The following is a 25,914-nucleotide window of genomic DNA, read 5'->3' on the forward strand; positions in this document are numbered from 1 at the left end:
GGTAAATGCATCTTTCTAAAAGATGTCATGGTGGTAGGGCTAGAAAATACCTAAAGTCGTTGACCTTGTTAATGTCTGACAGGGAGTTCAATGTGATTAGTCTCTTAAATGAATCTCTGCCAGCACGCCTGAGCGCTTCCTTCGAGCGGTGGTTGGCAATATTTCATAAAAGGGCTATGCGCTCTTCTTATGAGTTGGTGTTTTTAAAAGGTTCTGTTGCTTACTCTATGTGTTGCGTTAGTTAAATAAAAATTGTCCCCGCTCTTAGTTGCTCCGATTTATTTTCTCTTCTAAAAATTTATTAATTGACTCGACGGAGTTGCTGTAAGGGGCAATAGTTAACTGGAAAGCTTATGGTTAAACCATATGCGTTGATTAGCATGATGCATATTAATGTTTGTCATGAGCGGACAAATAGCAGCTTGCCGTTGTTTGTCCGCTCGTGAAAGGATTAAGGTCTAGCCTCGAACCTTCGGAAGAAATGAAGTGTCAACGTGGTATCTAGATGGATTGCTCAGATCTACGTAGACGGGAATCTTCCGGTCCTGAACAAAGTTGCTCGGATCAAACCACAGATTAACGCTCTTAAAGACGAATAACTGGTTATTCTCAGCGTCGTGCCATTGGGCGATGATGCGGAAAGGGTTAGATCCATTGACTTCCAAAGCTTGGTTTAACTCGACTCGCTGAAAATCAGCTTGAATTAGGTGGCCATGTTGACGGAGAAAGGCTTCCTTTCTTGTACTCCACCAGCCATAGCCAATGATGCCGCCGCCTATGGCTGCAAAGCTAAGGCCAAGAAGGAGTAGCGGAAGGGCATCGTTTGATTGCACGGTTACCGCACCGATCAACAGACCAATACCAATTACAAGGAATAACCATTTAATTAGAGTGATAGTTTTGTGATTCATAATTCCACTTATATAGGTTAAATAGTATAAAGGGCGGTTATAAAGAGCTAAGTGGGTGACTTGAAGTATTTGTTATGTTGAACAAGGATTGACTACTCTATGGATTGAGTCAGACGTGGCATATGGTACAGGTGTGTTACCCACCATCATGATTGAACCACTATACTCGCGCTCGCCTGTATTTTTAGTAAAGGAAATATTCTTCCCGACTAGCTTGCTTGCACCTTTTTTGTTTAAGTAGTCATACATTTTTATTTTCATTGGTAAATTCATTTGGCCGCCGGGGGTTATTGGAGCCAGCATGAAGGTTTGACTGTCAGTAAAGGCGTAAAATATTTCAGGGGTGTCTTTGCTGGTAAAAGTGTACGTGCAGCGGATATTTTCAGCTTTTAATGTAAAAGCATGATGGTAGGTTTTGCTTTTATAAAGGCTGAGGATTAAGCCTTTTGTTGTTAGTACTCCTAGACCTTGGGTCGCCCGGCATTGAGCTGGGTCGCCATAATTATATGCACACCAATTCGTTTCAGTAATGCCGATAATTTCCTGTGGCGAGATTTCTAAGTCGTGCTCTATTTTTGTGCGAGCTTCTGGTGTTTCATAAGGAATCATTGAGCACCCAGTTAGGGTTGCCAATATTAGCGCTAACAAATGTCGCATAAATAAAATCCAGCGTGGGGTGGTTGGTTGTTCGGTTGTCTATTTTTAGCCTAAAAAGCTATGCGCAAAAGGCGCGATGACTCTTTTCATGTTTTGTTTTATTTCTAGTTCGAAAGGCATGCTTTAGTATCTTCCTGCGAAAGCAATAAGTGATCTGGTTTGTATCTTAGAAAACCGCTAAGTCATATGCTGCTATGATTAATAACGCTGCGTTAAATAATTAAGTTGCTAAGAGGTGCTGGTGAGCTTGTATAAAATTCTTAATGAATTATTTAAGTAGTTGCAATAAGAGGTTTAAGGTTTGAGATTAACTAATTGGACGTGTAAGAGGGTTGAAGCTTTGCAGGGAGGGACTTGCTGCTTTAGATAAATTGTTGTTACTAATGTAAATGCGTATAGGAGCCAAACGGCAGCCATGCATCTTTCCCTGGTTTTCCATGTCGAGGTATCCATACTGACTGTTAACGCTTTGATTAACGGGGCGGGTCATACCATTGGATGATGGGTTAGGCTGCGGTACTAACCCAAACGCCGCGCGTGTTAGCTCTACGATGACGAAGCTCTTTAATGCCGACAAGTACGTAGCTGATGGCCGGGGCAATTCACTGACTGAGCTGATTCGTACGGCCCAAAGTGGCGTTGTAGAGAGGATAGTGAAGGTAGGAAAAGAGTAGTAGCTGAGGCGGTCATTGGTCCTTCCATGGAGACTCCGACGTAATGCTTTTGACTACATCGTTTGGTTAAGGGGCGGGCTTTAGCCCGTCCCAGTGAGCGAAGCGAACGGTTTGAACCAGTTGTTAGGCTTTTAGCCACTCGCTCAGGAGCGAAGCGGTGTACGGCTCGGCAATTTTAATTACCCAGAAAAACAATACCAACTTCAATGCCAAGATAATCCAAGAAAGGAAGCTATATCGGCTATGCCTTATCCAGCAGTCTAGGAATTTAGGACCAACGAATACAAACCAAAGCACTGGGAACACTAAAAGTGTTGAGGTGAGCCAGTTTTCGATGGCACTCGGCCTTACGGTGATTATGGCTAGCGGTATGCACGCGAGCATATGCCATAAGCCGGTATGGCTTCTTTTATGTAGCGGTATATTCAGCGGTTTTAATGGCATTCGATAGCCTAACGCCCGCATTTGCGGCTGGTTTGGAGCGCTGCGGAAAACCAGTCCGACAACATGCGTTTGTTAGAGCTTTCTGCACGTAAACACACAGTATCTCGGGGACTTCCATTTGGCGCCATATTTTAGTTGTATATCATCTTCTGGATACGTTTCGTCAAAGCCATCAATAGCGAAACCAGATACAACCAGCTTATTGAAGTATTCCGATAGCGGTCTGTGATGGTATGGCACTCCACTTATTATATTCTGTGAATCTTTAGTAATGGTAAATGACACGTTCTTGGTCATTGGGGTCATATAATTATATTCGTCTCCGAAAAAACCCTTGTATTCATTATAAAAACAGGGGTGAGGGATTGAAAAAATAAAATGACTGCCAGCTTTCAGGTGTTGCCCGACCGATTCAAAAAACGCGTCAAGGTCATCAACAACGTGTGTGACAAGATGAGAGAAAGCAACCTCAAAAAGCTCATTTTTCTCTAGCTCAAATGAAGTGCAGTTCAACAATTTCACATCGGTTAAAGACAAAACGTCTTCTGCAACCCCATACATCCCGGCGGAAGGCTCAATTGCTGTAACAGAAAACCCTAATTCAAATAATTCTTTTGAAAGATGGCCAGTGCCAGCGCCCACCTCCAGAACATTGCTAGGTGAAAGACTCTTTATTCGACTAATTAAAAGCGGCTTAAACACTTCGTTGAATGTTAAGTCTGCTCCTGACTCGATTTGCTCCCGACGTATTTGTGCCGAGTTACACCACCTATGCGGCATTAGACAACTCCTTGGATTTTCTAATTATGTCTTTTGCCATTGCAATTATTTGGGGGCCTGAATTGTTATCAAAAATTGTAATCTCGTGATCAGGGTGAACGCCACGAGCAATGGCGAGTTTTTCAGCGCCACTACGGTCTCCATTCACTAGTGTAAATCTAGCTTCAGGTGAAACACTTTCTTTTGTGATAATAAAAGATGCGCCATTCAGCTTTTCTCTAAGTGACTCTGGGACTTCATTTGGCGTGATAATTTCAATGCGGGTGCCTTTTTCAATTTTTGATTGAAGGATTGATATAAGTTTATCGTCACCTACCAACCATGACACCCTGTTGCTCACAACAGTTGCACTAGTGCCCGTAGAAATAAAACTCTCCATAAACTTAAGGGTGTCTTTTGGCTCTTTATCGGTTTGTGTATCCGGAAGATATTTCAATCCTTTTTTAGCAAGCATAATGATCACTGCAACCACCTCTATAATCACAGAGCCTATTAGCCATTCTAAGTGGGGCAGTTCTTTTGCTTCCGAGAAAAACCAAGCATAGCCAATTCCTGCTAGCGTCATAGCAGCGGTTAGACCAGTAATCCATAGAAAAAGATAAAGCGTATGTTTTACGAGGTTTTGCATTTCATTCCTTTAATGAAGCTAATGCCCAAGACGACGTGAGCTCTAACGTTTGGTTAAGGGGCGGGCTTTAACCCGTCCCAAGTGAGCGCAGCGAACGGTTGAACCATTTGTTAGCCATAACTCTGCTGCGATTCGAGACTAGAGCCGAACCCGATAAAGTAAAAATCATGATTGAGGCATGCTTGCTCTAATCGATGCGTGTTCGCTGGCTGAACCCGAAATAGTCGAAAACCTTCAAATCGGTTAGGTTCGCCCCCTACATATCTTGCAGTTTTATCAAGGCTAATAATTTTAAAAAAGAATTTTATACTCAGCTCTTCAAGCGCGACAGCATAGGTACGGGAATTTACTTTGGTAAGCTTTGTTTCAATAATTCGTTCTTTCATTCGTGCTGGGAATTTGAATGATTCAGAAAGCTTCCCGCTGGCACTTGATGCTTCGACGCAGAATGTGCCAGGAGCATAGTAATCGGGTGGAAGTTCGGTTGCGTAAACGAAGTTTAACGAGTCGTGCAAGGGACGGCACAGGTAATGAACTTTCATACAAGGACCTTAGTGCAACAGGCGCTATTCAGTAGATCTTCCCCATTCTTTGATTCGTACTTGTACTGATCTGCTTCAACCCTTGTCGTACCAACGATTGGCGACCAAACAACGTCAAATCCATGTAAATACGTTTTTGTCGCATTCATCTGCTTTATCTCCTTTCGGAGTGCCAGTGCCTCCGTACGAGAGAGCAACTCTAGGGAAAGAGCGTTAAATTTTGGATCTGGAATATCAACCCTGAGGACTGCTGAGTTCATTGCATGGCGATTGTGCGCCCAAGACTTTGCGACCCATAGTTGATCACCGAGATAAAAACCTTGCCCAAGCTCGCCACCGCCTTTCGTATGGTCAATCATTCCATTTTGTAACTCACTTGCAGTCTGCTTGGATGTTCCATGGTATTTCGATATATGTGTCATAAATGCTAACGTTAGGTTAAGGGGCGGGCTTTAGCCCGTCCCAGTGAGCGAAACGAACGGCTTGAACCAGTTGTTAGGCTTGCTCACGCTAATGTTGATCCAACAAATCTTTCAATTTCATTGATCATTGAGTTCACATCGTCCTTGTTGAATTCATCTGTTTTTCCGTGTGCTGCACTATTGCGAATACCTGCTAAGGCAGTTATTCGTTTTTGAATAAGGCTGTTGTATATGCCTTGTTTTGTAAGGTCTGCGTTCATTTTGTCGAGCTTGCCGAAAGGTATTCCGTTGTCGCTACATAAATTTCTGAGTGATGTCTCTAGAACTACTCCAGCAATAACTGCAGCTGCCGCCGCATACCCCGAACTTAAAAGTTCTTTTGCTTGGTCTAGCTCATTATCAAATACCTCTGCCTGAACCAGATTTCTCACTGAGTTTAAGTAGCCGCCTTCAAAGTCTTCTTTGGCGGCCATAAAAACAGCTTTCATTTGCTGCAATATGGTGAAGTTGCTAGTGAAGGAACTGGCTTTTCCTGCCTCTATAAAGGCGGTGAAGTGCTGGGAGTCTTCTCCACAGAGATTCGATAACAGATTTTTTACTTTAACCTGCCAGTTCAAAATCAGATTGTCGTCAATATGGTCGTAACTTCCAGAGTATTCGCTATGCCTACGCTGCTTTGTTGCCTCAATTGAAATGACTTGCGACTCTAGCTCGGAGAACCTTTTTTCAAAAAGCTTCGTCATTCTTCAATTTCCCTTTGCGAGCCTAACGTTTGGTTAAGGGGCGGGCTTTAGCCCGTCCCAGTCAGCGAAGCGAACGGTTTGGACCAATTGTTAGGCTTTTTGAAAGTCACTCTTATTTCTGGTTGTGGTTTTTTCGAACAAATGGTGCCTTAATATTTCAATGCAATGATTAATAAAGTCCTGTCTTTGTTCAGGGTTGTCAATGTATATATTTTTAAAGGCGTTTTTCATGGTTTTCGCAAACCTTTTCCTGCTAATGATTCTTGATGAGATGAATCTGAAACCGGCAGGAATTTGTTGGGCGACTGTTAATGTGTAAAATTTAGATCGTGTTTCTGATGTCTCCAGAGGAAGACTTAAATGATATTTTCTGTTATCTATAGAAAGGTCAGAAAATATTATGATTCTACGCTCATTGTTTGTTTCTGGGCACGGAACCATTAGCGTTCCGAATTGGGTTGAATAGCTCACGATTTCCCGAAAGGAAACTCCATGTTTTATTATGTTTTGGCCATTCTTTGCGGGGTCATATTGGCAAAGTCCGGAATTCGAAAAGATTGTCTCCTTAAGCTTAAGTGAGTCTTGTGAGTCGGGAAATAACGCTTTTAAAGCATAGATTTTTATGTCAATCTCGTCGGCTATATCTAGCCTTTTCTTCCCGATTAATATTTCTTTAAGAATTCCTTCCCGTTCTTGGGGTAGATTTAGAACTTTCAGTTTTAGGCTTAGCTCGGTTTCGGGCATATTTTTAAAAATATGCTCTATTTCTGATGAGACTCTGTATTCGTTCAAATCAGTGCCCTCCTTGTGATTTTCGTGTACTACGCGCCTTGCCTAACGATTAAGCTAACGGGCGAGCAAAAGCGTAGCTTTTGCGAGTCCAGCGAACGAAATGAGCGACAGTTGAGCGCATTGTTATACCTTGAACTGGCCTAAGGCGGACATTAGCGAAATAGAGAAAATCAGAATTCCTACGCAGCATACATAAGCCTCATTCTTTGATCCGCTCATCCACTCGTGTTTGGGGTATTTCCCAAGTGTGGCGGCTTTTACAAAAGGCCAGCCTATAGCGTAGAAGAAGGTTCCGAGTAGTAGCTCGCTTACTATGTAGCCTAGGAAGCGGAGTATAAGGCTGAATAATACGTCCATGTGGCTCCAGCATATAACGTTTGGTTAAGGGGCGGGCTTTAGCCCGTCCCAGCGAACGAAGTGAGCGATTTGAGCGCGTTGTTAGAGATTTACCCTTGCTCTGCGCTGCATGTCTTTATGCCAGCCAGAAATTATTACGCATTCAACGTATGCAATTATTCCGTAAAGTATGAGGTGTGCGACTTTCTCTATTTTAAAATATTCAGGCTCGGCGATTAGCCAGATTAAGGGGAAGGTAAGAAGTACGCCGGCTGCAATTCTTATGATGCTTAGCACCCCAGAGCCTGCTTCGTGGAGAACTGCTGTGATGATTTTCCATGCTTCTCTGGCCGAATCAGTTGGTTTCCAAGTTAGCCAGTTCAGACTGCCAACAAGAAGAAAAGCCACGAACAAAGATATTAAGTAATACATGAGGAAATTATTATTGGTTATCAAAGCCTTTATCATTGCTTCGAGGCTTTTAGCTCCGCCTAGCAAGTAGCTTGCTATCAGAGGTGTTCCTCCGAACAAGAAAATTATAAGAGCTTCGGTTGTCAGGCGACTCTTCATTGGCAGGGCTCTCTAACTATTATTATGCGGCGGCATAAATTGCCTGGGCAGCAGGCAGATTACCTGCCTGGACAAGCTGAAAGAAGCCGCGCTCGACGTCTACCGTTCGGTAGACACCACCAAAGTACACATTGCTTATTGCCGCACACTCCGCACGCCATGCGTCGTAAATCGACTGATTGTGGTGCGTTGCACCGATTGTTGTTCCATGTACAACAAGACCATGAAGTGAGCGAGCACCTAGGGCGTTCCGCATTCCAGCCAACTGCAAATCTAGAACGCAGTAGTTTGTGGGATCTAGAAACATAAGAACTTTGGAAAGAAATGAAATTCCTGAGTACTCCGGCATTCCGACTGCCTTTAGTTGCCTAAGGCTTGGCAGGCCATGCGCTGCAACCAGCGCTTGATATTGGGCAATTTGGGCCAGAGTAACGTTATTCAAAAATCGGTTAACTCGTGTTGAACCAAATCCAATCTGGGCGTAACCCCAATAGAGCACGTTCGCCAGACCTTGCTTGGCGATTGTAGGATTTTCCGACAGCAGCATGGTTTGGATTGCCGCTTCTACTGCAGCCATGTTTGCCGCGTGAACAGGAGAGCCCGCCACAAAATCGTAGTATGTAGATGGGAAAGCATAGGCACCAATTGCGGCGCTTAGATCATTAACTTGAACCGGTGTTAGTGGCATACGTCCTCTGCTGACACGCCGCATAACTATTATTAGACGTCATGTGACAGATAACACGCTGGAGGCGTTTGACGGATAACCTTCCTTGTCATCTTCATTCTTCCTGTCTAGGGTGGGCGTTTCCGAGGAGCACTGACGGTATAAAGGAGTTATACGTTATGGAAAGGAAGCCACGACTGCTGGATCAAGTGCGAGAGCAAATCAGGCTCAAACATTAATCGATCCGAACGGAGCGCGTCTATTGCGAGTGGGTCAAGTGATCCATTCGTTTTCATGATTATCGACATCCGGTCGAAATGGGAGCACCGGAGGTCGAGTTGTTTTTATCTCATCTGGCTGTCAATAAAGACGTGGCTGCGTCGACCCAGAATCAGGCGCTGGCTGCGCTTCTGTTTCTTTATAAAGAAGTATTACGGCAGGACTTGCCCTGGCTGGGTGAAGTTGTGCGCGCTAAAAAGCCAAGTCGTTTACCTGTGGTGTTATCCATAGAGGAAGTGCAGAAGATTCTGGCGAATCTGAAGGACGAGCCGTGGCTTATCTCAAGCTTGCTGTATGGCACAGGGATGCGGTTGATGGAGGCTGTCAGGCTGCGCGTTAAGGATATCGATTTTGGCTGAAGAGAAATCCATATTCGTGACGGAAAAGGCCAGAAGGACAGGGTTACGGTGTTACCCATGCGCTTGATTGAGCCGCTCAAGGCGCAACTTTCTCATGTGAAACATCTTCATCAGCATGAGGTGGCACAAGGACGCGGTGATGTGTATCTGCCTGATGCCCTGACGCGCAAATACCCTAGAGCACCCTGGGAGTGGGGCTGGCAATACGTGTTTCCAGCTTCTGGCTTATCGGTTGATCCCCGCAGTGGTGCCGTCAGGCGTCATCACTTCAATGAGCAGAGGCTTCAGCGTGGCTTCAAACGCGCTGTTCAGGTGGCAGGCATTGTTAAGCTGGCTACGCCCCATACGTTGCGCCACAGCTTTGCCACACATCTGCTGGAGAGTGGCCAGGATATTCGGACAGTGCAGGAGCTGCTGGGCCACGCCGATGTAAAAACCACCATGATTTATACCCACGTGCTTAATCGCGGTGGGCTGGCCGTCTTGAGTCCATTGGATCGGGTTTAAGCGGCTTTTTTATTCGTCTTCGGAGTCGGCACCAATGGCTTCAAAACAGACGAGACGATGGTCCTCGATCAGCCAGCTGTTTGTTGCCGCATCGTGCTCGGCCTCCATTACGCTGTTGTAGCTGAACTGCCAGCGCTTGCGTTCACGTCCGTCCAGTGCCTCGATGGTCAGGACGATCTCTTCGCTTTCAAAGGACTCGTCCGCTTCGGCGGCAGCATCGGCTTGGTCGAGAAGATCATCGTTCAGGGTAAAGTTGGCCGCATGGAGCCCGTCGATTTCGAGCATGTCGGCGAGTTCGAGTTGGTCGAGCAGGTAGGGCGTTTCGGTGGTCATGGGCAGGTACGTAGAATCTGGAGAGGGAAGAGGTGGGCCAGCCAGCGGCGTAACCCACCCTACAGGTTAGTTAATTATCGTAGCCCAGGTTGGGGGCTAGCCAACGTTCGGTGACGGCGAGATCCTGGCCTTTACGCTGCGTGTAGCTTTCCACCTGATCCTTGTCGATCTTGCCAACGGCAAAGTATTGCGCTTCCGGATGGGCGAAGTACCAGCCGCTCACAGCTGCGGCGGGGAACATGGCGTAGTGTTCGGTCAGGAATACACCGCTGCGGCCCGCCTGGTTGAACTGCGCCTCCGGGTCGAGCAGGGCGAAGAGCGTGGCTTTTTCGGTGTGGTCCGGGCAAGCCGGGTAGCCGGGAGCAGGGCGGATGCCTTTGTAGCGTTCCTTGATGAGTTCCTCGTTGGAGAGTTGCTCGTCACTGGCGTAACCCCAATGTTCCTTACGCACACGCTCATGGAGCCACTCGGCACAGGCTTCGGCCAAACGGTCGGCCAGCGCCTTGACCATGATGGCGTTGTAATCGTCACCCTTGGCTTCGTAGCTCTTTGCCAGCTCCTCAGCACCGATACCGGCAGTAGTAATAAAACCGCCCATGTAGTCGGTTACTCCGCTTTCCTTGGGCGCCACGAAGTCGGCTAGGGAGAAGTTGGGCTTGCCGTCCGGCTTGATGGTCTGCTGGCGCAGGTGATGCAGCGTTGCCAGAGTTTCACCGGAGTCGCTGTAGACCTCTAGGTCATCATTACGTATCTGATTGGCCGGCCAGAAGCCGAACACGGCACGCGCCTTGATGAGCTTTTCGTCGATCAGCTTTTTCAGCATTGCCTGGGCGTCGTTGAACAGGGCAGTGGCGGCTTCGCCCACTACTTCGTCGGTCAGGATGCGGGGGTATTTACCTGCCAAGTCCCAGGATATAAAGAAAGGTGTCCAGTCGATGTACTCGGCCAGTACGGACAGGTCGATATCATCCAGCACCTTGACCCCGGTAAAGCTGGGCTTGGGTGCCTGATAGCCCAGCCAGTTAAACTGTGGCTTGTTGGCGACGGCCTTCTCATAACTCAGGCGCTCAATGCGTGCGCTGCGGTTGGCCGTGCGCTCACGGACTTCAGCATAGTCGGTACGGGTTTTCTCGACGAAGCCCGCCTTGAGTTCCTTGGAGAGCAGTTGGGTGGCGACACCTACGGCACGGGAGGCGTCGGTTACATAGATCACCGCGTCGTTGCTGTACTGCGGCTCGATCTTGACGGCCGTGTGCGCCTTGGAGGTCGTGGCACCGCCAATCATGAGTGGCAGTTTGAAGCCCTGGCGCTGCATCTCTTTGGCGACATGGACCATCTCGTCCAGCGATGGCGTAATCAGGCCAGAGAGACCAATGATGTCGCACTTCTGCTCGATGGCGGTTTGCAAGATTTTTTCTGCCGGCACCATCACGCCCAGGTCAACAATGTCGTAGCCGTTACAGCCCAGCACCACACCTACGATGTTCTTGCCAATGTCGTGAACGTCGCCTTTTACTGTCGCCATGAGGATCTTGCCCTTGGCCTCGGGCTTGTCACCTTTTTCCGCTTCGATGAAGGGGATCAAATGAGCCACAGCCTGCTTCATCACGCGAGCGGACTTGACTACCTGAGGCAGGAACATTTTGCCGGAGCCGAACAGGTCACCAACGACGTTCATGCCGGACATCAACGGGCCTTCGATAACCTCGATAGGGCGGGTACATTGCTGGCGGGCTTCTTCAGTATCTTCAACGATAAAGGTCGTGATGCCTTTGACCAGTGCATGCTCAAGACGCTTGTCTACTGGGTAGCTGCGCCATTCTTCTGTTTCGACTTCCTTGACGGAGCCGTCACCCTTGTACTTGTCGGCAATGGCCACTAGCGCTTCGGTGCCATTGGGGGTGCGGTTAAGCACAACGTCTTCGACCCGATCACGCAGTTCCTTGGGAATCTCATCATAGATTTCCAGCTGACCGGCGTTGACGATACCCATCGTCAGGCCGTTCTTGATGGCGTAATACAGGAAGACAGAGTGGATGGCCTCACGCACCGGGTTGTTGCCGCGGAACGAGAAAGACACGTTGGAGACGCCGCCGGAGGAGAGGGCGTAGGGCAGGTTGTCCCGGATGAAGGCACACGCGTTGATGAAATCCACCGCGTAGTTGTTGTGCTCTTCGATGCCGGTTGCGACCGCAAAGATGTTCGGGTCGAAAATGATGTCTTCCGGCGGGAAGCCTACCTGATTGACCAGAATGTCATAGGAACGGGCGCAGATTTCATTCTTGCGCGCTTCGGTATCGGCCTGGCCCGCTTCATCGAAGGCCATGACGACCACCGCCGCACCGTAGCGCTTGCAAAGCTTGGCGTGGTGGATGAATGCGTCGACCCCTTCCTTCATGGAGATGGAGTTGACGATGCCCTTGCCCTGGATGCACTTAAGACCGGCCTCGATGACATCCCACTTGGAGGAGTCAATCATGATCGGCACACGGGAGATGTCCGGCTCGGAAGCAATCAGGTTCAGGAAAGTGACCATGGCCGCTTTCGAGTCCAACATGCCTTCGTCCATGTTGATATCGATGACCTGGGCGCCGGCCTCTACCTGTTGGCGGGCTACGTCCAGTGCCTCGGCATAGTTCTCTTCGCGAATCAGACGGGCAAACTTGGCAGACCCGGTGATGTTGGTTCGCTCGCCTACGTTTACGAAGAGGGACGTGCGATCAATGGTGAATGGCTCAAGGCCGGACAGGCGGCAAGCACGCGGGATCTCTGGTAGGGCGCGCGGTGGGTATTTGGCTACCGCCTCGGCAATCGCCTGGATATGGCCGGGCGTGGTGCCGCAGCAACCGCCTACGATATTCAAAAAGCCACTGGCCGCGAACTCTTCAACCACCTCAGCCATTTGTGCAGGCGTTTCGTCGTACTCGCCAAAGGCGTTAGGCAAGCCAGCGTTCGGGTGGGCTGAAACGTGGGTTTCAGCTTTGGCGGCCAGCTCTTCTAGATAGGGGCGGAGTTCTTTCGCGCCTAGCGCGCAGTTGAGGCCGACCGAGATAGGCTTGGCATGGCGGACCGAGTTCCAGAAGGCCTCAGTGGTCTGGCCGGACAAGGTGCGACCGGAGGCATCGGTGATCGTACCGGAGATCATGATCGGCAATTCAAAGCCGACTTCCTCGAATACGGCCTGTACTGCAAAGATCGCTGCCTTGGCGTTCAAGGTGTCGAAGATCGTTTCGATCAGAATCAGATCCGCGCCACCTTCGATCAGACCGCGCGTGGCCTCAGTGTAATTTTCCACCAGCTCATCGAATGTCACATTCCGGTAGCCGGGATTGTTCACGTCTGGCGAGATGGAGCAGGTGCGGCTGGTTGGACCAAGGACGCCTGCAACAAACCGTGGTTTATCTGGCGTTTCGGCTGTCTTTGTGTCAGCAACTTGACGCGCCAGCCGTGCACCTTCCACGTTCAGCTCATACACCAGCGCTTCCATACCGTAGTCGGCTTGGGAAACGCGCGTAGCGTTGAATGTATTGGTCTCGAGGATATCGGCGCCTGCATCCAGATAGGCTTTTTCGATCGCCTGAATGACATCAGGGCGAGTCAGAAGCAGGAGGTCGTTGTTGCCTTTGACATCGCTAGGCCAGTCAGCGAAGCGTTCGCCCCGGTAATCGGCCTCTTCCAGTCTGTAGCTCTGGATCATTGTACCCATACCGCCGTCCAGAATAAGGATGCGCTCCTTGAGTGCGGTTTGCAGGGCGGAGAAGCGTGCGGCGCGATCGATCATGGGCAGGTATCCAGATTACAGCGACAAAAAAGGGATGATAGCAAAGCTGTCAGATGGCACGAAGACTGCTTTGGTCATCTGATATATGAGCTATCTTCAAGTAACAACGCTTCCATTTTTAACGAGTATCGATTGTGACTGCGACCCCGCTACTGGTTTGTGATGATTCTGCCATGGCACGAAAGCAGCTGATTCGTGCCTTACCTCCCGAGTGGTCTGTGGACATAACACAGGCGACCAACGGGAGTGAGGCGCTTAACGTGCTGCGTCAGGGCAAGGTCCAGGTCATGTTATTAGACCTGACCATGCCCGTCATGGACGGTTATCAGACGCTGGAAGCGATGCGGGCTGAAAACATCAAGTGCAACGTGATCGTGGTTTCTGGCGACGTTCAGGAAGAGGCCATACGACGCGTGCTGGAGTTGGGTGCACTGGCGTTTCTGAAAAAGCCAGCCGATGCTGAGCAGCTCAAGGCACTGCTGCTGCAGCATGGCTTGCTTGGATCTGCACCCAACAAAGAAGCCGTCATGGAGGATCGTCCTGATCCTGATGTCAGCTTTCGTGATGCCTTCCGTGAAGTGGTCAACGTGTCCATTGGTCGCGCGGCAGCGTTGCTGGCCAAGGTGCTCAATGTGTTCGTGCAGCTTCCGATTCCCAACGTCAACATCCTTGAGGTAGGCGAGCTGCATATGGCGCTGGCCGATGTGCAGCGTGGCAGCCGTGTCACAGCGGTCTGCCAGGGGTTTATCGGTAACGGCATTGCGGGCGAGGCCTTGTTGATTTTCCATGATTCGGAAGTCAAGGACATGGTAACGCTGCTCCGCAGTGGCAGCACGCAAAACAATGATCAGATGGAGATGCTGCTCGACTTGGCCAGTATCCTGATTGGGGCGTGCTTGAGCGGTTTGTCGGAGCAGATCGATGTGCGCTTCTCGCAGGGGCACCCGATGATTCTGGGGCAACATACGGCGCTTGAGAATCTGATTCAGGTCAATCGCCAGCGCTGGAAGAAGACCCTGGCTGTCGAGGTGAGCTATAGCCTCGAAGGGCATGACATACATTTTGATTTGCTGCTGCTGTTTACCGAAGACTCGGTCAAGCGGCTTACTAACAAAATCAATTACATGATGGATTGATACATGGCGATCGAACTCGACGATCTTCACTGGATGCTGGATATCGTGCAGCACATCGATGTTGGTGTGCTGGTGATCAATCGCAAGTATGAAGTGGAAGTCTGGAACAGTTTCATGGAAAACCATTCGGGAATCGTCCCGAGTGATGCGCAGGGCAAGCTACTATTCTCGCTTTTCCCTGAAATGGACGAGGACTGGTTCCGTTACAAGGTCGAAGGTGTGGCCATGCTGGGCACGCCGATGTTCACCATCTGGGAGCAGCGGCCTTATCTGGTCAAGTTCAAGAACTATCAGCCTATTACAGGGCTGGAAGATTACATGTACCAGAATGTCACTATTCTGCCGCTGCGTGACACGCGAGGCGGAGTGGGTTACATCGGTATCATTATCTATGATGTGACACGGGTTGCGACCAACACGCGTCAGCTGCAGTCGGTCAATGGTCAGCTGGAGCAGTTGTCACGAACCGACCGGCTGACCGGACTGTTCAATCGTGGCTTCTGGGATGAATGCCTGAAGCATGAATTCGCGCGTCATTTGCGCTACCGCTGCAATGTCGGGCTGGTGATTCTTGATATCGATCATTTCAAGAAGATCAACGACACCTACGGTCATCCGGGAGGCGACAAGGTTATCCAGGCTCTGGCTAATCTGATTAACGGCCATATTCGGGCAACCGACAGGGCGGGGCGCTATGGCGGTGAGGAGTTCGTCATTCTGATGCCGGATACGCCATCCAGTGGCGCCCAGATATTTGCAGAACGCTTGCGCCAGCAGGCTGAGCAACTGAAGGTGGAGCACGAAGGTAAGCAGATTACCTTTACGATCAGCCTGGGCATTGCCGACCTGAGCCTGCCCGTAGAGAGCCATGAGGTGTTGCTGGAGCGTGCCGATCAGGCGCTCTACCAGTCCAAGCATAATGGCCGCAATCAGGTTACGGTCTATTCGGGCGTATGAGTAAGCGATAAAAAAGCCCGCTGTTTCAAGCGGGCTTTTGATGTGCGGTGCTGATCAATCCAGGCCTTGCAGTAAGCCAGCCATGTCATCGGCGTGTTCTTCTTCCTGGGCCAGGATGTCTTCAAAGATGCGCCGTGTGGTTGGATCCTTATCACCGATGTACTGCACGATCTCGCGATAGGTATCGATGGCGATGCGCTCGGCAATCAGGTCTTCCTTGATCATGTCACGCAGGTCGTGACCTTCGGCATATTGGGCATGCGAGCGGGTGAGCAGACCCTCAGGGTTGAAATCAGGCTCGCCGCCCAACTGCACGATACGCTCGGCCAGGCGGTCGGCGTGCTCTTGTTCCTGGTCGGCATGCTCCTGAAACTCGGCAGCCGCAACGCTGGCCTTGATACCGGTAGCCATAAAGTAATGACGCTTGTAGCGCAGCGTGCATACGATCTCGGTCGCAAGTGAGTCGTTAAGGAGCTTGATAATAGTTTCGCGATCGGCGCTATAGCCCTCGGTGATGGGGCCGTCTTCAATGTGTTGGCGGGCTCGTTGGCGAATGGTTTCGATATCGGTCAGAAAGGGTTGGTTGGTCAGCATGGGGCATTCCTCTTAGGCTTCACGGTCCATCTGGGATGGCCCTCTGTCGGGGCCTGTCCAGATGTGATTCCCACGTCTGGTAAAAGTTTTGTCCAAGATTTATCGGCGGGTCGGGCTTGAAAGAATCAAGCACAGGTGCCATTTATCCTACTAAACTAGTAAGTCTTTAACCGTAGGCCGCTCTGGCGTACACTGCGCCCAGGTAAGCGAGGAGTAGAAATGAGCGCTATCACCATTACTGAAGCCGCCCAGGATTACCTGGCTGGCCTGCTTGAAAAGCAAAACATTCCCGGTATCGGCATTCGCATTTTCATTACGCAGCCGGGAACCCAGTACGCCGAGACCTGTATTGCCTACTGCAAGCCGGGCGAGCAGAAGCCGGAAGATACGTCGTTTGGTCTGAAGGACTTTACCGCCTGGATCGATGCGATCAGCGAGCCCTTCCTGGAAGATGCCATCGTCGACTATGCCCAGGATCGCATGGGTGGTCAGCTGACCATCAAGGCGCCCAACGCCAAGGTGCCGATGATCAGCGAAGACAGCCCGATCAGCGAGCGCATCAATTATTACCTGCAGACTGAAATCAATCCCGGTCTGGCCAGCCACGGCGGTATGGTGAGTCTGGTTGAGGTGGTAGAAGACGGAGTTGCCGTGTTGCGTTTTGGAGGCGGCTGCCAGGGCTGCGGTCAGGTTGACCTGACGCTCAAGGATGGCGTCGAGCGTACCTTGATCGAGCGTATCCCGGACCTGAAAGGCGTTCGTGACGTAACCGATCATAGCAATCGCGAAAACGCCTATTACTGATAGGGTTTTGCGAAAAAAAGGCGGCTACGAGCCGCCTTTTTTATGCCGCCTGCTAGTTAGTGCGGGGTATAGATCTGGTCAAAGACGCCGCCATCGGCAAAGTGCATTTTCTGTACGGTCCGCCAGTCACCAAACAATTGCTCGACTGAGAAGAAGTCCACTTTCGGGAAGCGGTCCTGATACTGCGCCAGAATCTCTGCATTGCGTGGGCGTAGATAGTTGTCGGCTGCGATACGCTGACCTTCTTCCGACCAGAGATACTTGAGATATCCCTCAGCCACTTCGCGTGAGCCTTTCTTGTCAACGACCTTGTCGACCACCGTCACAGGTGGCTCGGCTTCAGCCGATACACTGGGATAGATCACCTCGAAGTTACCGCGACCAAATTCGCGCGCAATCATTTCGGCCTCGTTTTCAAAGGTCAGCAGCACATCGCCAATCTGATTTTGCATGAAGGTCGTGGTAGCAGCGCGACCGCCTGTATCCAGAACTGGAACATGCTTGAACAGCTCGCCCACAAAGGCTTTGGCCTTGGCCTCGTCGCCTCCGGTTTTCAAAACGTATCCCCAGGCGGACAGGTAGGAGTAACGTCCGTTACCTGTGACTTTGGGGTTTGGAATGATGACTTCCGTACCCTCCTTGACCAAGTCAGGCCAGTCCTTGATGCCCTTTGGGTTGCCTTTGCGAACGATAAAGACGGTAGCGGAGGTGAATGGAGCGCTGTTATTCGGTAGGCGCTCGGCCCAGTTCTTGGGGATCAGCCCGCCATTGTCGGCCAGGGCGTTAATGTCGGTGGCCTGGTTCATGGTGATGACATCCGCAGGTAAGCCATCAATGACGGCGCGGGCCTGTTTGCTGGAGCCACCATGAGACATCTGAATGGTTATATTCTGGTCATGGGTCTCTTTCCAGTGCTTTTGGAAAGCCGGGTTGTATTCCTTGTAGAAGTCTCGCATCACATCGTAGGAAACGTTCAGCAGGGGCGCTGCATTCGCAGCACCTCCCAGGAGCAGGCCGGCCGCCAGTAGCGGAGCGAAGAGCTTTTTTATCATGGTGATGTCTCTTATCGGTTGTTATCAGAGCGTCCCGCTCTAGAAAGGCCACATTATTCCGGTATTACTGTTCGTTTATAAAGCGAGTTTCCACAGCGGCTACAAAACGATGCCTGTGCTTCGTGGAGTTCCTTGCCACACGCCCCGCACGGCTTGTGGATACTGTTCTCGCCTCGAATGGCATTGGAAAGCTCAGCGGTAAAAATGCCAGTAGGCACCGCGATGATTGAATAACCGCAGATCATGACGAAGCTCGCGATAGCCTGACCCAAAGCAGTCTGCGGAACCATGTCGCCAAATCCTACGGTTGTCAGGGTCACGATAGCCCAGTAGATGCTCTTGGGAATACTGGTGTAGCCGTTTTCCGGCCCTTCCACTACGTACATCAGGGAGCCGAACAGCGTCACCATCGTCAGAACACTCAGCAAAAAGACGATGATCTTTTGCCGGCTGCCCCTTAAGGCTGTCACCAGAAAGTTGGCCTGATTCAGGTACTGACGCAGCTTTAGAATCCTGAATATTCTGAGCAGGCGCAGGATACGGATCACCAGCAGGTATTGAGCGCTAGGCACAAAGAGCGCAATAAAGCTGGGCAGTATCGCCAGCAAGTCCACGATGCCGAAAAAGCTGAAGGCATACTTCGCAGGTTTTCGTGCGCTGTATAGCCTTAGCAGGTATTCGATGGTGAACAGGACGGTAAACGCCCATTCACACAGGGACAATATTTCGTCATATTTAGCATGGATCTCCGCCACGCTATCAAGCATGACCACCACCAGGCTGGCTAGGATGGTAAACAGGAGGGCTTCATCGAACCAGCGTCCCGGAGCGGTGGTGGAGTGGAAGATGATGATCTCCAGACGTCGGCGCAGGCGCTGAGCGTCGGCCATGGCATAGACTCCTTCTAATGTTAAAATCGCACCCTTGTGTCTTCTCGCCATGCCGGTAATGAAGGCACGCGAAGGAAGGGCGCATGCGGCTAAAATCCATCAAGTTGGCGGGCTTCAAATCATTTGTAGACCCGACAACCGTTAATTTCCCCAGCAATATGTCGGCAGTCGTAGGGCCGAACGGATGCGGCAAATCGAATATCATCGACGCCGTGCGCTGGGTCATGGGCGAAAGCTCGGCAAAGAACTTGCGCGGCGAGTCGATGACCGATGTCATCTTCAACGGCTCGAACAGCCGCAAACCGGTTACCCAGGCTTCAATCGAGCTGATTTTCGATAATTCGGACAACTCCCTAGTCGGTGAGTATGCCAGCTATGCGGAAATTTCCATTCGCCGACGGGTAACTCGGGACGGGCAGAATACCTATTTTCTCAACGGTACCAAATGCCGTCGTCGCGACATCACTGATATCTTTTTGGGCACAGGGCTTGGCCCGCGCAGTTATTCGATCATCGAGCAGGGGATGATTTCCAAGCTGATCGAGGCTCGTCCAGAGGATTTGCGCAATTACATCGAAGAAGCGGCGGGAATCTCCAAGTACAAGGAGCGCCGTCGTGAAACGGAAAGCCGTATTCGCCGTACCCAGGAAAACCTGGCACGCCTGACGGACCTGCGTGAAGAGCTTGAACGGCAACTCGAACGGTTGCACCGACAGGCGCAGGCTGCCGAGAAATATCAGGAGTACAAGGCGGAAGAGCGTCAGCTTCGTGCCCAACTGGGAGCACTTCGTTGGCGCGATCTGGATGAGCTGGTGCAGCAGCGTGAGCGCGTCATTGGCAATCAGGAGGTAGCGCTCGAAGCGTTGGTTGCTGAGCAGCGCAGTGCTGATGCCAGTATTGAGCGACTGCGAGACAGCCATCATGATTTGTCCGAGCGGTTCAATCAGGTGCAGGGGCGCTTCTATTCGGTTGGTGGAGACATTGCGCGGGTCGAGCAGAGCATTCAGCACGGCCAGCAGCGCTTGCGTCAGCTGCAGGATGATTTGCGTGAAGCCGAGCGCTCTCGGGAAGAAACCGCCGCACATCTGGGTAATGACCAGGCGCTTCTTGCTACCCTGGCCGAAGAGCTGGCCATGCTGGAGCCCGAGCAGGAAATGAGCGCAGCTTCTGCTGAAGAATCTGCCCTGGCGCTGGAGGCGTCCGAGCAGGCCATGCAAGCGTGGCAGCAGCAGTGGGACAGCTTCAACCAGCACAGTGCAGCGCCTCAACGTGAGGCCGATATTCAACAGTCCCGTATTCGTCACTGGGAACAAAGCCTGGAACGGCTCATGGAGCGCGAGCGACGACTGCGCGATGAGCTGACGCAACTGGCGGCGGATCCTGAAGACGCGGCGTTGCTCGAGCTCAGCGAAGAGCTAGCTGGAATCGAGTTGATTCTCGAGGACCTCGCCCAGGAAGAAACAGAGGTCACCGAGCAGCTGGCTATCAGTCGAGAGCAGCTACAGGTCGTGACTGCCCAGCAGGCCGCAACGCAAGGTGAGTTACAGCGTCTGGAGGGACGTATTGTCTCCCTGGAGGCCTTGCAGCAGGCTGCGCTCGATCCTGGAAAAGGGGCAGATGACTGGATGCGCCTGCATGATCTGCATGAGCGTAGCCGCCTGGCCGAGGGTGTTCGGGTTGAGTCAGGCTGGGAAAGAGCCGTTGAAACGGTGTTGGGCGCTGATTTGCAGGCGGTTTGCCTGGATGATCTTTCCGGTCTCGACCTGGCTGCATTCGAGCAGGGCGAGCTGCGCCTGGTAACACCTGGGCATGTAGCGCCTGCAACGCCAGGGAGCTTGTTGGATAAAGTCGAAGCCCCACATGATCTGTCGCCCTGGCTGGGCAATGTATTTCCAGTGGAGACCCTTGAGGACGCACTGGCGCAGCGGCAGAGGCTTGCTGACGGGCAGAGCCTTGTCAGTCGAGACGGGTATTGGGTATCCCGTCACTTCTTGCGAATACAACGCTCCAGCGAGGCGGAAAGCGGTGTGCTGGTGCGCGGCCAGGAGCTTGAGCGTTTACACGCTGAGCGTGCTCAGCTGGAACACCGACTGAGTGAGGGGCAGAAGGCGTTTGAGCAGGCGCAGGAGCAGTTGGCAGAACTGGAGCGCAACCGCGAAACGGTCCGCCGTCGATCTCAGGAAGAGAGCCGCCGCCAGGGTGAAGTCAGGGCTCAGCTGTCGGCACGGCAGGTCAAGGCCGAGCAGCTTGGACTGCGCCGAAAGCGGCTTGAAGAAGAGCGGGTTGAAATGGCAGAGCAACGCGCTATCGAGACCGAGCAGATTGGTGAGGCACGACTGAGCCTTCAGGATGCATTGGATGCTATGGCTGCCGATACCGAGCGTCGCGACCTGTTGATCGCTCAGCGCGAGACGCTACGCGAGCGGCTGGATCGGGCTCGTCAGGAGGCGAGGCAGCATAAGGAGCAGGCTCATCAGCTGGCTGTAAGGCTGGGGTCGCTCAAAGCCCAGCATGACTCTACACAGCAGGCACTAGAGCGTCTGCTGCTGCAGGCGGCTCGGCTCGACGAGCGACGTGAGCAGCTTAGTCTCAACCTGGAAGAGGGCTCTGCACCGATTGAGGAGCTCAGGTTGAAACTCGAAGAATTGCTTGAGCGCCGCATGAGTGTCGATGAGGAGCTGCGATGCGCGCGCATGGCTCTGGAGGAGGCGGATCGTGAGCTGCGTGAGTCCGAGCGCCGCCGTACCCAGGCCGAGCAGCAGGCGCAGGTGGTGCGCAGTCAGGTGGAGCAGCAGCGGCTTGAGTGGCAGGGGCTGTCCGTGCGCCGTAAAACCCTTCAGGAGCAGCTGCATGAAGAGGGGTATGACCTGCAGACCGTAGTGGCTACATTGCCTGAGGATGCCACCGAATCGGCATGGGAGGCCCAGTTGGAGGCGCTGAATGCGCGTATTCAACGCCTGGGTGCCATTAACTTGGCAGCCATCGAGGAGTATCAGCAGCAATCCGAGCGCAAGCGCTACCTGGATGCGCAAAACGATGATCTTGTTGAGGCCTTGGAAACGCTCGAAAACGTGATTCGTAAGATCGACCGTGAAACGCGCAATCGTTTCAAGGAAACATTCGATCAGATCAATAATGGCCTTCAGGCCTTGTTTCCAAAAGTTTTTGGCGGCGGACACGCCTATCTGGAACTTACGGGAGAAGATTTACTCGATACCGGGGTTGCGATCATGGCGCGTCCGCCGGGCAAGAAGAACAGCACGATTCATCTTTTGTCGGGTGGTGAGAAGGCATTGACGGCAATCGCGTTGGTTTTTGCGATTTTTCAGCTCAATCCAGCGCCATTCTGCATGCTTGACGAAGTGGATGCGCCTCTGGACGATGCCAACGTTGGCCGCTACGCGCGGCTGGTGAAGGAAATGTCCGAAAAAGTGCAGTTCATCTATATCACACACAACAAGATCGCCATGGAAATGGCCGATCAGCTGATGGGCGTGACGATGCACGAACCGGGCTGTTCGCGTTTGGTGGCCGTCGATGTCGAAGAAGCTGTTGCTTTGGCTGAAGCTTGATACGACAGACGGTGTAAAGTTGGTGGCGGGCGTGCTAGTTTATGCCCGTTTTTGGGCGTTTGGCATTTTGCTATGCATGGGCAAATGGCGAGCGCGAAGTTGATTTTTGACAGAGGTATGCGTCTTACATGGATATCGGTCTGCGCGAATGGCTGATCATCATCGGCATTATCGTAATCGCCGGCATACTTTTCGATGGCTGGCGACGGATGAGCGGGAAAGGGAAACTCAAGTTTCGCCTGGACAACAATCTCTCCGGCCAGTCCGATGAGGGCGGTAGTTCAGAACTACTAGGGCCGTCTCGTGTGGTCGAACATAAGGAGCCGTCTTTTGATAGCGAGGAAGAAGCGCCTCGCCCAAGTCGTGTTGCTCGCAAGCGCCGCGAAGAGCCTGTTGCGGAAGAGCTGGAGCTGGGTGGCGCCGAGCCCCAGTTCAGTGCCCTGGCGGATGACGATGAGGCACCGGCTCGTAGCAAAGGCAAGGCCCGCAAGGACATCGTCGATGCCGAGCCGGACCTGTCTGCGATGGAAGAGCCGCGCAAAGAGCGCAAGGAGCTGCCGCCCGTAGAAGAGGTGTTGGTCATCAACGTGATTTCACGTGATGAGAACGGCTTTCGCGGTCCGGCTCTGTTGCAGAATATTCTGGAAAGTGGCCTGCGCTTCGGTGACATGGATATCTTCCATCGTCACGAGAGTATGTCCGGCAACGGCGAAGTGCTTTTCTCCATGGCCAATGCCGTACGGCCAGGTACGTTTGATCTGGACAACATCGATAGCTTCCGCACGCCGGCCGTAAGCTTCTTTTTAGGCCTTCCAGGCCCGCGGCATCCCAAGCAGGCGTTTGAAGTGATGGTGGCTGCCGCTCGCAAGCTGGCCTCCGAGCTTAACGGCGAATTGAAGGACGAGCAGCGTAGCGTCATGACGGCACAGACCATCGAGCACTACCGCCAGCGTATCATCGACTTCGAACGCAAGAGCCTGACTCAGAAACGCTGAGCCGATTTCAGAGTCGATTAAAGAGCAGCTTATGCTGCTCTTTTTGTTTCTGCCTGTTGCTGGACATGACGTCCAGCCTTGGTGCTAGAGAGAGAACAGCATGACCCAAGCCCAAGATGCCGCCGAGCGGATCGCTTCTTTGCGCAGCGAAATCGATGCGCATAATTACCGTTACTATGTTCTGGATGAACCCAGTGTTCCGGATGCCGAATACGATCGGCTGTTTCGTGAGCTCAAGGTGCTTGAGGCCGAGCACCCTGAGCTGATTACGCCTGACTCTCCCACGCAGCGGGTGAGTGGCTCCGCCCTGTCGGCTTTCGGGACGATTCGCCATGAAGTCCCCATGCTAAGTTTGGGGAATGCCTTTGAAGAAAAGGATTTGCTCGAATTTGATCGCCGCGTACGGGACGGGCTGGCTGATGAGCTTGGCAGTCATAACGGTAACAATCTTTTCAGCCGGACGGCAGAAATTGAATACACCTGTGAGCCCAAGCTCGACGGCCTGGCGGTAAGCCTGTTGTATGAGCGGGGCGTGCTTGTTCGCGGGGCGACCCGTGGTGACGGCACGACAGGCGAGGACATCACCGCCAACGTGCGTACTATCCGCAACGTCCCGCTCAAGCTGCAGGGCAGTGGTTGGCCGGAGGTGCTCGAGGTGCGGGGCGAAGTCTTTATGTCCAAGGCCGGTTTCGAAGCCTTGAATGAGCGCGCCATGGAGGCTGGTGGAAAGACCTTTGCGAACCCACGTAATGCCGCCGCGGGCAGTTTGCGCCAGCTCGACTCCAGTATTACTGCCAAGCGCCCGCTCGAATTCTGCTGTTACGGCTACGGGCGGGTAGAGGGCGGAACGCTGCCAAATACTCAATACGAGATCTTGCAGTCGGTTCGCAAGTGGGGCATTCCAATCAGCAAGGAGCTGAAGCTGGCCAAAGGTGCTCAGGCGTGCCGTGATTACTACCATGATATTGGCGAGCGACGTGATGGGCTCGCTTATGAAATCGATGGCGTCGTCTTCAAGGTTAACCGTATCGACTGGCAGAAGGAGCTGGGCTTCCGGGCCAGAGAGCCGCGCTGGGCGATTGCCCACAAGTTTCCAGCCCGTGAGGAGCTGACGGAGCTTACCAACGTCGAGTTTCAGGTGGGCCGTACGGGCGCCATCACGCCTGTTGCTCGTCTCAAGCCGGTTCAAGTGGGCGGCGTTACGGTCACCAATGCAACCCTGCACAATATGGATGAGGTCGAAAGGCTGGGCGTGATGATTGGCGATACTGTCATCATTCGCCGTGCAGGCGATGTTATTCCTCAGGTCATGCAGGTGGTGCTTGAGCGTCGTCCGGCAGATGCTCGGCCTGTAGCAGTGCCGACCCATTGTCCCGTCTGCGGCTCGGAAGTGGAGCGGACACAGCTCGTCAAGCGAGGCAAGGGACGAGAATCGGTCAGCGTGGGCGCTGTCTATCGCTGCGTAGGTCGCCTGGTCTGTCAGGCGCAGCTCAAGCAGTCCATCATTCATTTTGCGTCACGCCGTGCGATGGAAATCGATGGGCTGGGCGACAAGATTATCGAGCAGCTGGTAGACCGGGGTATGGTCAAGTCACCAGCTGATCTGTATGCGTTGACCTTTGAGCAGGTCATCCAGCTGGAGGGGTTTGCGGAAATCTCGACCAGAAACCTGCTCAGCGCTATCGCGAACAGCCGAACGCCTGTGCTGGCACGTTTCATTTTTGCCTTGGGCATCCCCGATGTCGGCGAGGAAACTGCCAAGCTGCTGGCACGTACGTTCGGGAGTCTGGAGCGTATTCAGCGGGCCTTGCCGGAAGTGCTGATCTACTTACCCGATATTGGTTATGAGGTCGCGTACGAGATCCATAACTTCTTCGAGGAAGAGCACAACCAGAATGTCATTGGTGATTTGTTGCGTAATGGCGTGCAGGTTCAGGAGGAGGGTGAGCTTCATCCTGAGTTCGCTGGCTACGCCACGTTTGCCGATTTCATCGAGAAGCTGGGTATTCCTTATGTAGCGGCAACCGGCGCTAAAAATCTCGCCGGTCACTTCAAGACGCTGGAAGCGTTGATTACTGCCGACTGGCTGGATCTGAGCGCCATGAAGGGCTTGAACGAAAGAGCCAAGAATGCCGTGCGCGATTTCTTCAGTCAGGCTGAACATGCAGAGCGCGCGCGAATGATTGAGGTACAGCTGCGCGAATTTGGCATGCATTGGGAAAGCGAAAGGACACAAGTGGAAGGGTTGCCGCTAGCAGGTCAGACGTGGGTGCTGACAGGAACGCTAGAGGCGATGAGTCGAGATGTAGCCAAGGAAAAGCTCGAGGCGCTTGGCGCTAAGGTTTCCGGATCGGTATCTGCCAAAACCACATGTGTCGTAGCAGGTCCGGGCGCTGGATCAAAGCTGACCAAGGCAACCGAGCTAGGTGTTACGGTACTGGATGAGCAGGCTCTGCTTGATCGTCTGGCCAGCTTCGAGGTGAGCTGAA

Annotated in this window: 23 protein-coding genes; 8 read left to right on the forward strand and 15 right to left on the reverse strand. The window is 52.1% G+C overall.

Annotation, left to right across the window (positions count from 1 at the left end; genetic code table 11):
- Window positions 1–458: 458 nt before the first annotated feature.
- The 10 genes from B3729_RS09220 to B3729_RS09265 all read right to left on the reverse strand — a co-directional run bounded on the left by B3729_RS09220 (window position 459) and on the right by B3729_RS09265 (window position 8,187).
- Window positions 459–911, reverse strand: coding sequence for a hypothetical protein (locus B3729_RS09220; protein WP_286787670.1), 453 nt, complete (start codon window positions 909–911; stop codon window positions 459–461).
- 72 nt (window positions 912–983) lie between these two features.
- On the reverse strand, window positions 984–1,520 hold the full coding sequence (locus tag B3729_RS09225) for a hypothetical protein (protein WP_286787671.1): 537 nt from the start codon (window positions 1,518–1,520) through the stop codon (window positions 984–986).
- Between the two features lie 1,238 nt (window positions 1,521–2,758).
- The gene (locus tag B3729_RS09230; RefSeq protein ID WP_286787672.1) at window positions 2,759–3,466 is read right to left on the reverse strand and encodes a class I SAM-dependent methyltransferase; all 708 of its coding nucleotides are present in this window, start codon (window positions 3,464–3,466) and stop codon (window positions 2,759–2,761) included.
- Complete coding sequence (locus B3729_RS09235; RefSeq protein WP_286787673.1) at window positions 3,456–4,094, reverse strand: hypothetical protein; 639 nt, start codon at window positions 4,092–4,094, stop codon at window positions 3,456–3,458. Before B3729_RS09235 ends, B3729_RS09230 begins: the two co-directional genes overlap by 11 nt.
- A gap of 110 nt (window positions 4,095–4,204) precedes the next feature.
- Complete coding sequence (locus B3729_RS09240; protein ID WP_286787674.1) at window positions 4,205–4,636, reverse strand: hypothetical protein; 432 nt, start codon at window positions 4,634–4,636, stop codon at window positions 4,205–4,207.
- Window positions 4,633–5,058: a hypothetical protein gene (locus B3729_RS09245; RefSeq protein WP_286787675.1), complete on the reverse strand. Its 426-nt coding sequence runs from the start codon at window positions 5,056–5,058 to the stop codon at window positions 4,633–4,635. Before B3729_RS09245 ends, B3729_RS09240 begins: the two co-directional genes overlap by 4 nt.
- A gap of 83 nt (window positions 5,059–5,141) precedes the next feature.
- Window positions 5,142–5,801 carry a DUF4145 domain-containing protein gene (locus B3729_RS09250; RefSeq protein ID WP_286787676.1) on the reverse strand — a complete coding sequence of 220 codons (660 nt, stop codon included), beginning with the start codon at window positions 5,799–5,801 and terminating at the stop codon, window positions 5,142–5,144.
- Between the two features lie 90 nt (window positions 5,802–5,891).
- The gene (locus B3729_RS09255; RefSeq protein ID WP_286787677.1) at window positions 5,892–6,593 is read right to left on the reverse strand and encodes a BrnT family toxin; all 702 of its coding nucleotides are present in this window, start codon (window positions 6,591–6,593) and stop codon (window positions 5,892–5,894) included.
- A 438-nt stretch (window positions 6,594–7,031) separates the two neighbouring features.
- A complete protein-coding gene (locus B3729_RS09260; protein WP_286787678.1) occupies window positions 7,032–7,499 on the reverse strand; it encodes a hypothetical protein in 468 nt (155 codons plus the stop codon).
- A gap of 22 nt (window positions 7,500–7,521) precedes the next feature.
- Window positions 7,522–8,187, reverse strand: a complete 666-nt coding sequence (locus B3729_RS09265; RefSeq protein WP_286787679.1) for a hypothetical protein — start codon at window positions 8,185–8,187, stop codon at window positions 7,522–7,524.
- A gap of 263 nt (window positions 8,188–8,450) precedes the next feature.
- On the opposite strand from B3729_RS09265, the gene B3729_RS24630 reads away from it, so the two are divergent.
- Both B3729_RS24630 and B3729_RS24635 read left to right on the forward strand, forming a co-directional pair.
- Complete coding sequence (locus B3729_RS24630; protein WP_349677898.1) at window positions 8,451–8,804, forward strand: phage integrase N-terminal SAM-like domain-containing protein; 354 nt, start codon at window positions 8,451–8,453, stop codon at window positions 8,802–8,804.
- 12 nt (window positions 8,805–8,816) lie between these two features.
- Window positions 8,817–9,311, forward strand: a complete 495-nt coding sequence (locus B3729_RS24635) for a tyrosine-type recombinase/integrase (protein WP_349677899.1) — start codon at window positions 8,817–8,819, stop codon at window positions 9,309–9,311.
- 9 nt (window positions 9,312–9,320) lie between these two features.
- On the opposite strand, the gene B3729_RS09275 is transcribed toward B3729_RS24635, so the two are convergent.
- Together B3729_RS09275 and metH are read right to left on the reverse strand one after the other, a co-directional pair.
- Window positions 9,321–9,644, reverse strand: a complete 324-nt coding sequence (locus tag B3729_RS09275; RefSeq protein WP_286787680.1) for a DUF5629 family protein — start codon at window positions 9,642–9,644, stop codon at window positions 9,321–9,323.
- A 70-nt stretch (window positions 9,645–9,714) separates the two neighbouring features.
- Entirely contained in the window at window positions 9,715–13,425 is a 3,711-nt protein-coding gene (gene metH / locus B3729_RS09280; RefSeq protein WP_286787681.1) for a methionine synthase, read from the reverse strand.
- 173 nt (window positions 13,426–13,598) lie between these two features.
- Between metH and B3729_RS09285 the strand changes: the two genes are divergently transcribed.
- Window positions 13,599–14,561, forward strand: a complete 963-nt coding sequence (locus B3729_RS09285) for a response regulator (protein ID WP_150347103.1) — start codon at window positions 13,599–13,601, stop codon at window positions 14,559–14,561.
- A gap of 3 nt (window positions 14,562–14,564) precedes the next feature.
- Window positions 14,565–15,518, forward strand: coding sequence for a GGDEF domain-containing protein (locus tag B3729_RS09290; protein WP_286787682.1), 954 nt, complete (start codon window positions 14,565–14,567; stop codon window positions 15,516–15,518).
- Window positions 15,519–15,572: 54 nt separating this feature from the next.
- Here B3729_RS09290 and B3729_RS09295 read toward each other — a convergent pair whose 3' ends face one another.
- Window positions 15,573–16,112, reverse strand: coding sequence for a ferritin-like domain-containing protein (locus tag B3729_RS09295; RefSeq protein ID WP_150347105.1), 540 nt, complete (start codon window positions 16,110–16,112; stop codon window positions 15,573–15,575).
- A gap of 219 nt (window positions 16,113–16,331) precedes the next feature.
- On the opposite strand from B3729_RS09295, the gene nfuA reads away from it, so the two are divergent.
- Window positions 16,332–16,916 (forward strand): Fe-S biogenesis protein NfuA, encoded by a 585-nt coding sequence (gene nfuA, locus B3729_RS09300; protein ID WP_286787683.1) that lies wholly within the window; start codon window positions 16,332–16,334, stop codon window positions 16,914–16,916.
- A gap of 56 nt (window positions 16,917–16,972) precedes the next feature.
- Here nfuA and B3729_RS09305 read toward each other — a convergent pair whose 3' ends face one another.
- Together B3729_RS09305 and B3729_RS09310 are read right to left on the reverse strand one after the other, a co-directional pair.
- Window positions 16,973–17,965, reverse strand: coding sequence for a sulfate ABC transporter substrate-binding protein (locus B3729_RS09305; protein ID WP_286787707.1), 993 nt, complete (start codon window positions 17,963–17,965; stop codon window positions 16,973–16,975).
- A 56-nt stretch (window positions 17,966–18,021) separates the two neighbouring features.
- Window positions 18,022–18,858: an ion transporter gene (locus B3729_RS09310; RefSeq protein WP_286787684.1), complete on the reverse strand. Its 837-nt coding sequence runs from the start codon at window positions 18,856–18,858 to the stop codon at window positions 18,022–18,024.
- Window positions 18,859–18,941: 83 nt separating this feature from the next.
- On the opposite strand from B3729_RS09310, the gene smc reads away from it, so the two are divergent.
- From smc to ligA, 3 genes are all read left to right on the forward strand, one after another.
- Window positions 18,942–22,430 carry a chromosome segregation protein SMC gene (gene smc / locus B3729_RS09315; protein ID WP_286787685.1) on the forward strand — a complete coding sequence of 1,163 codons (3,489 nt, stop codon included), beginning with the start codon at window positions 18,942–18,944 and terminating at the stop codon, window positions 22,428–22,430.
- A 128-nt stretch (window positions 22,431–22,558) separates the two neighbouring features.
- The gene (gene zipA / locus B3729_RS09320; RefSeq protein WP_239382829.1) at window positions 22,559–23,425 is read left to right on the forward strand and encodes a cell division protein ZipA; all 867 of its coding nucleotides are present in this window, start codon (window positions 22,559–22,561) and stop codon (window positions 23,423–23,425) included.
- Window positions 23,426–23,525: 100 nt separating this feature from the next.
- Complete coding sequence (ligA, locus tag B3729_RS09325; RefSeq protein ID WP_286787686.1) at window positions 23,526–25,913, forward strand: NAD-dependent DNA ligase LigA; 2,388 nt, start codon at window positions 23,526–23,528, stop codon at window positions 25,911–25,913.
- Window position 25,914: the final 1 nt, after the last annotated feature.

This window comes from Pseudomonas sp. UBA3149, assembly GCF_002364655.1.
Taxonomy (GTDB): domain Bacteria; phylum Pseudomonadota; class Gammaproteobacteria; order Pseudomonadales; family Pseudomonadaceae; genus Chryseomonas; species Chryseomonas luteola.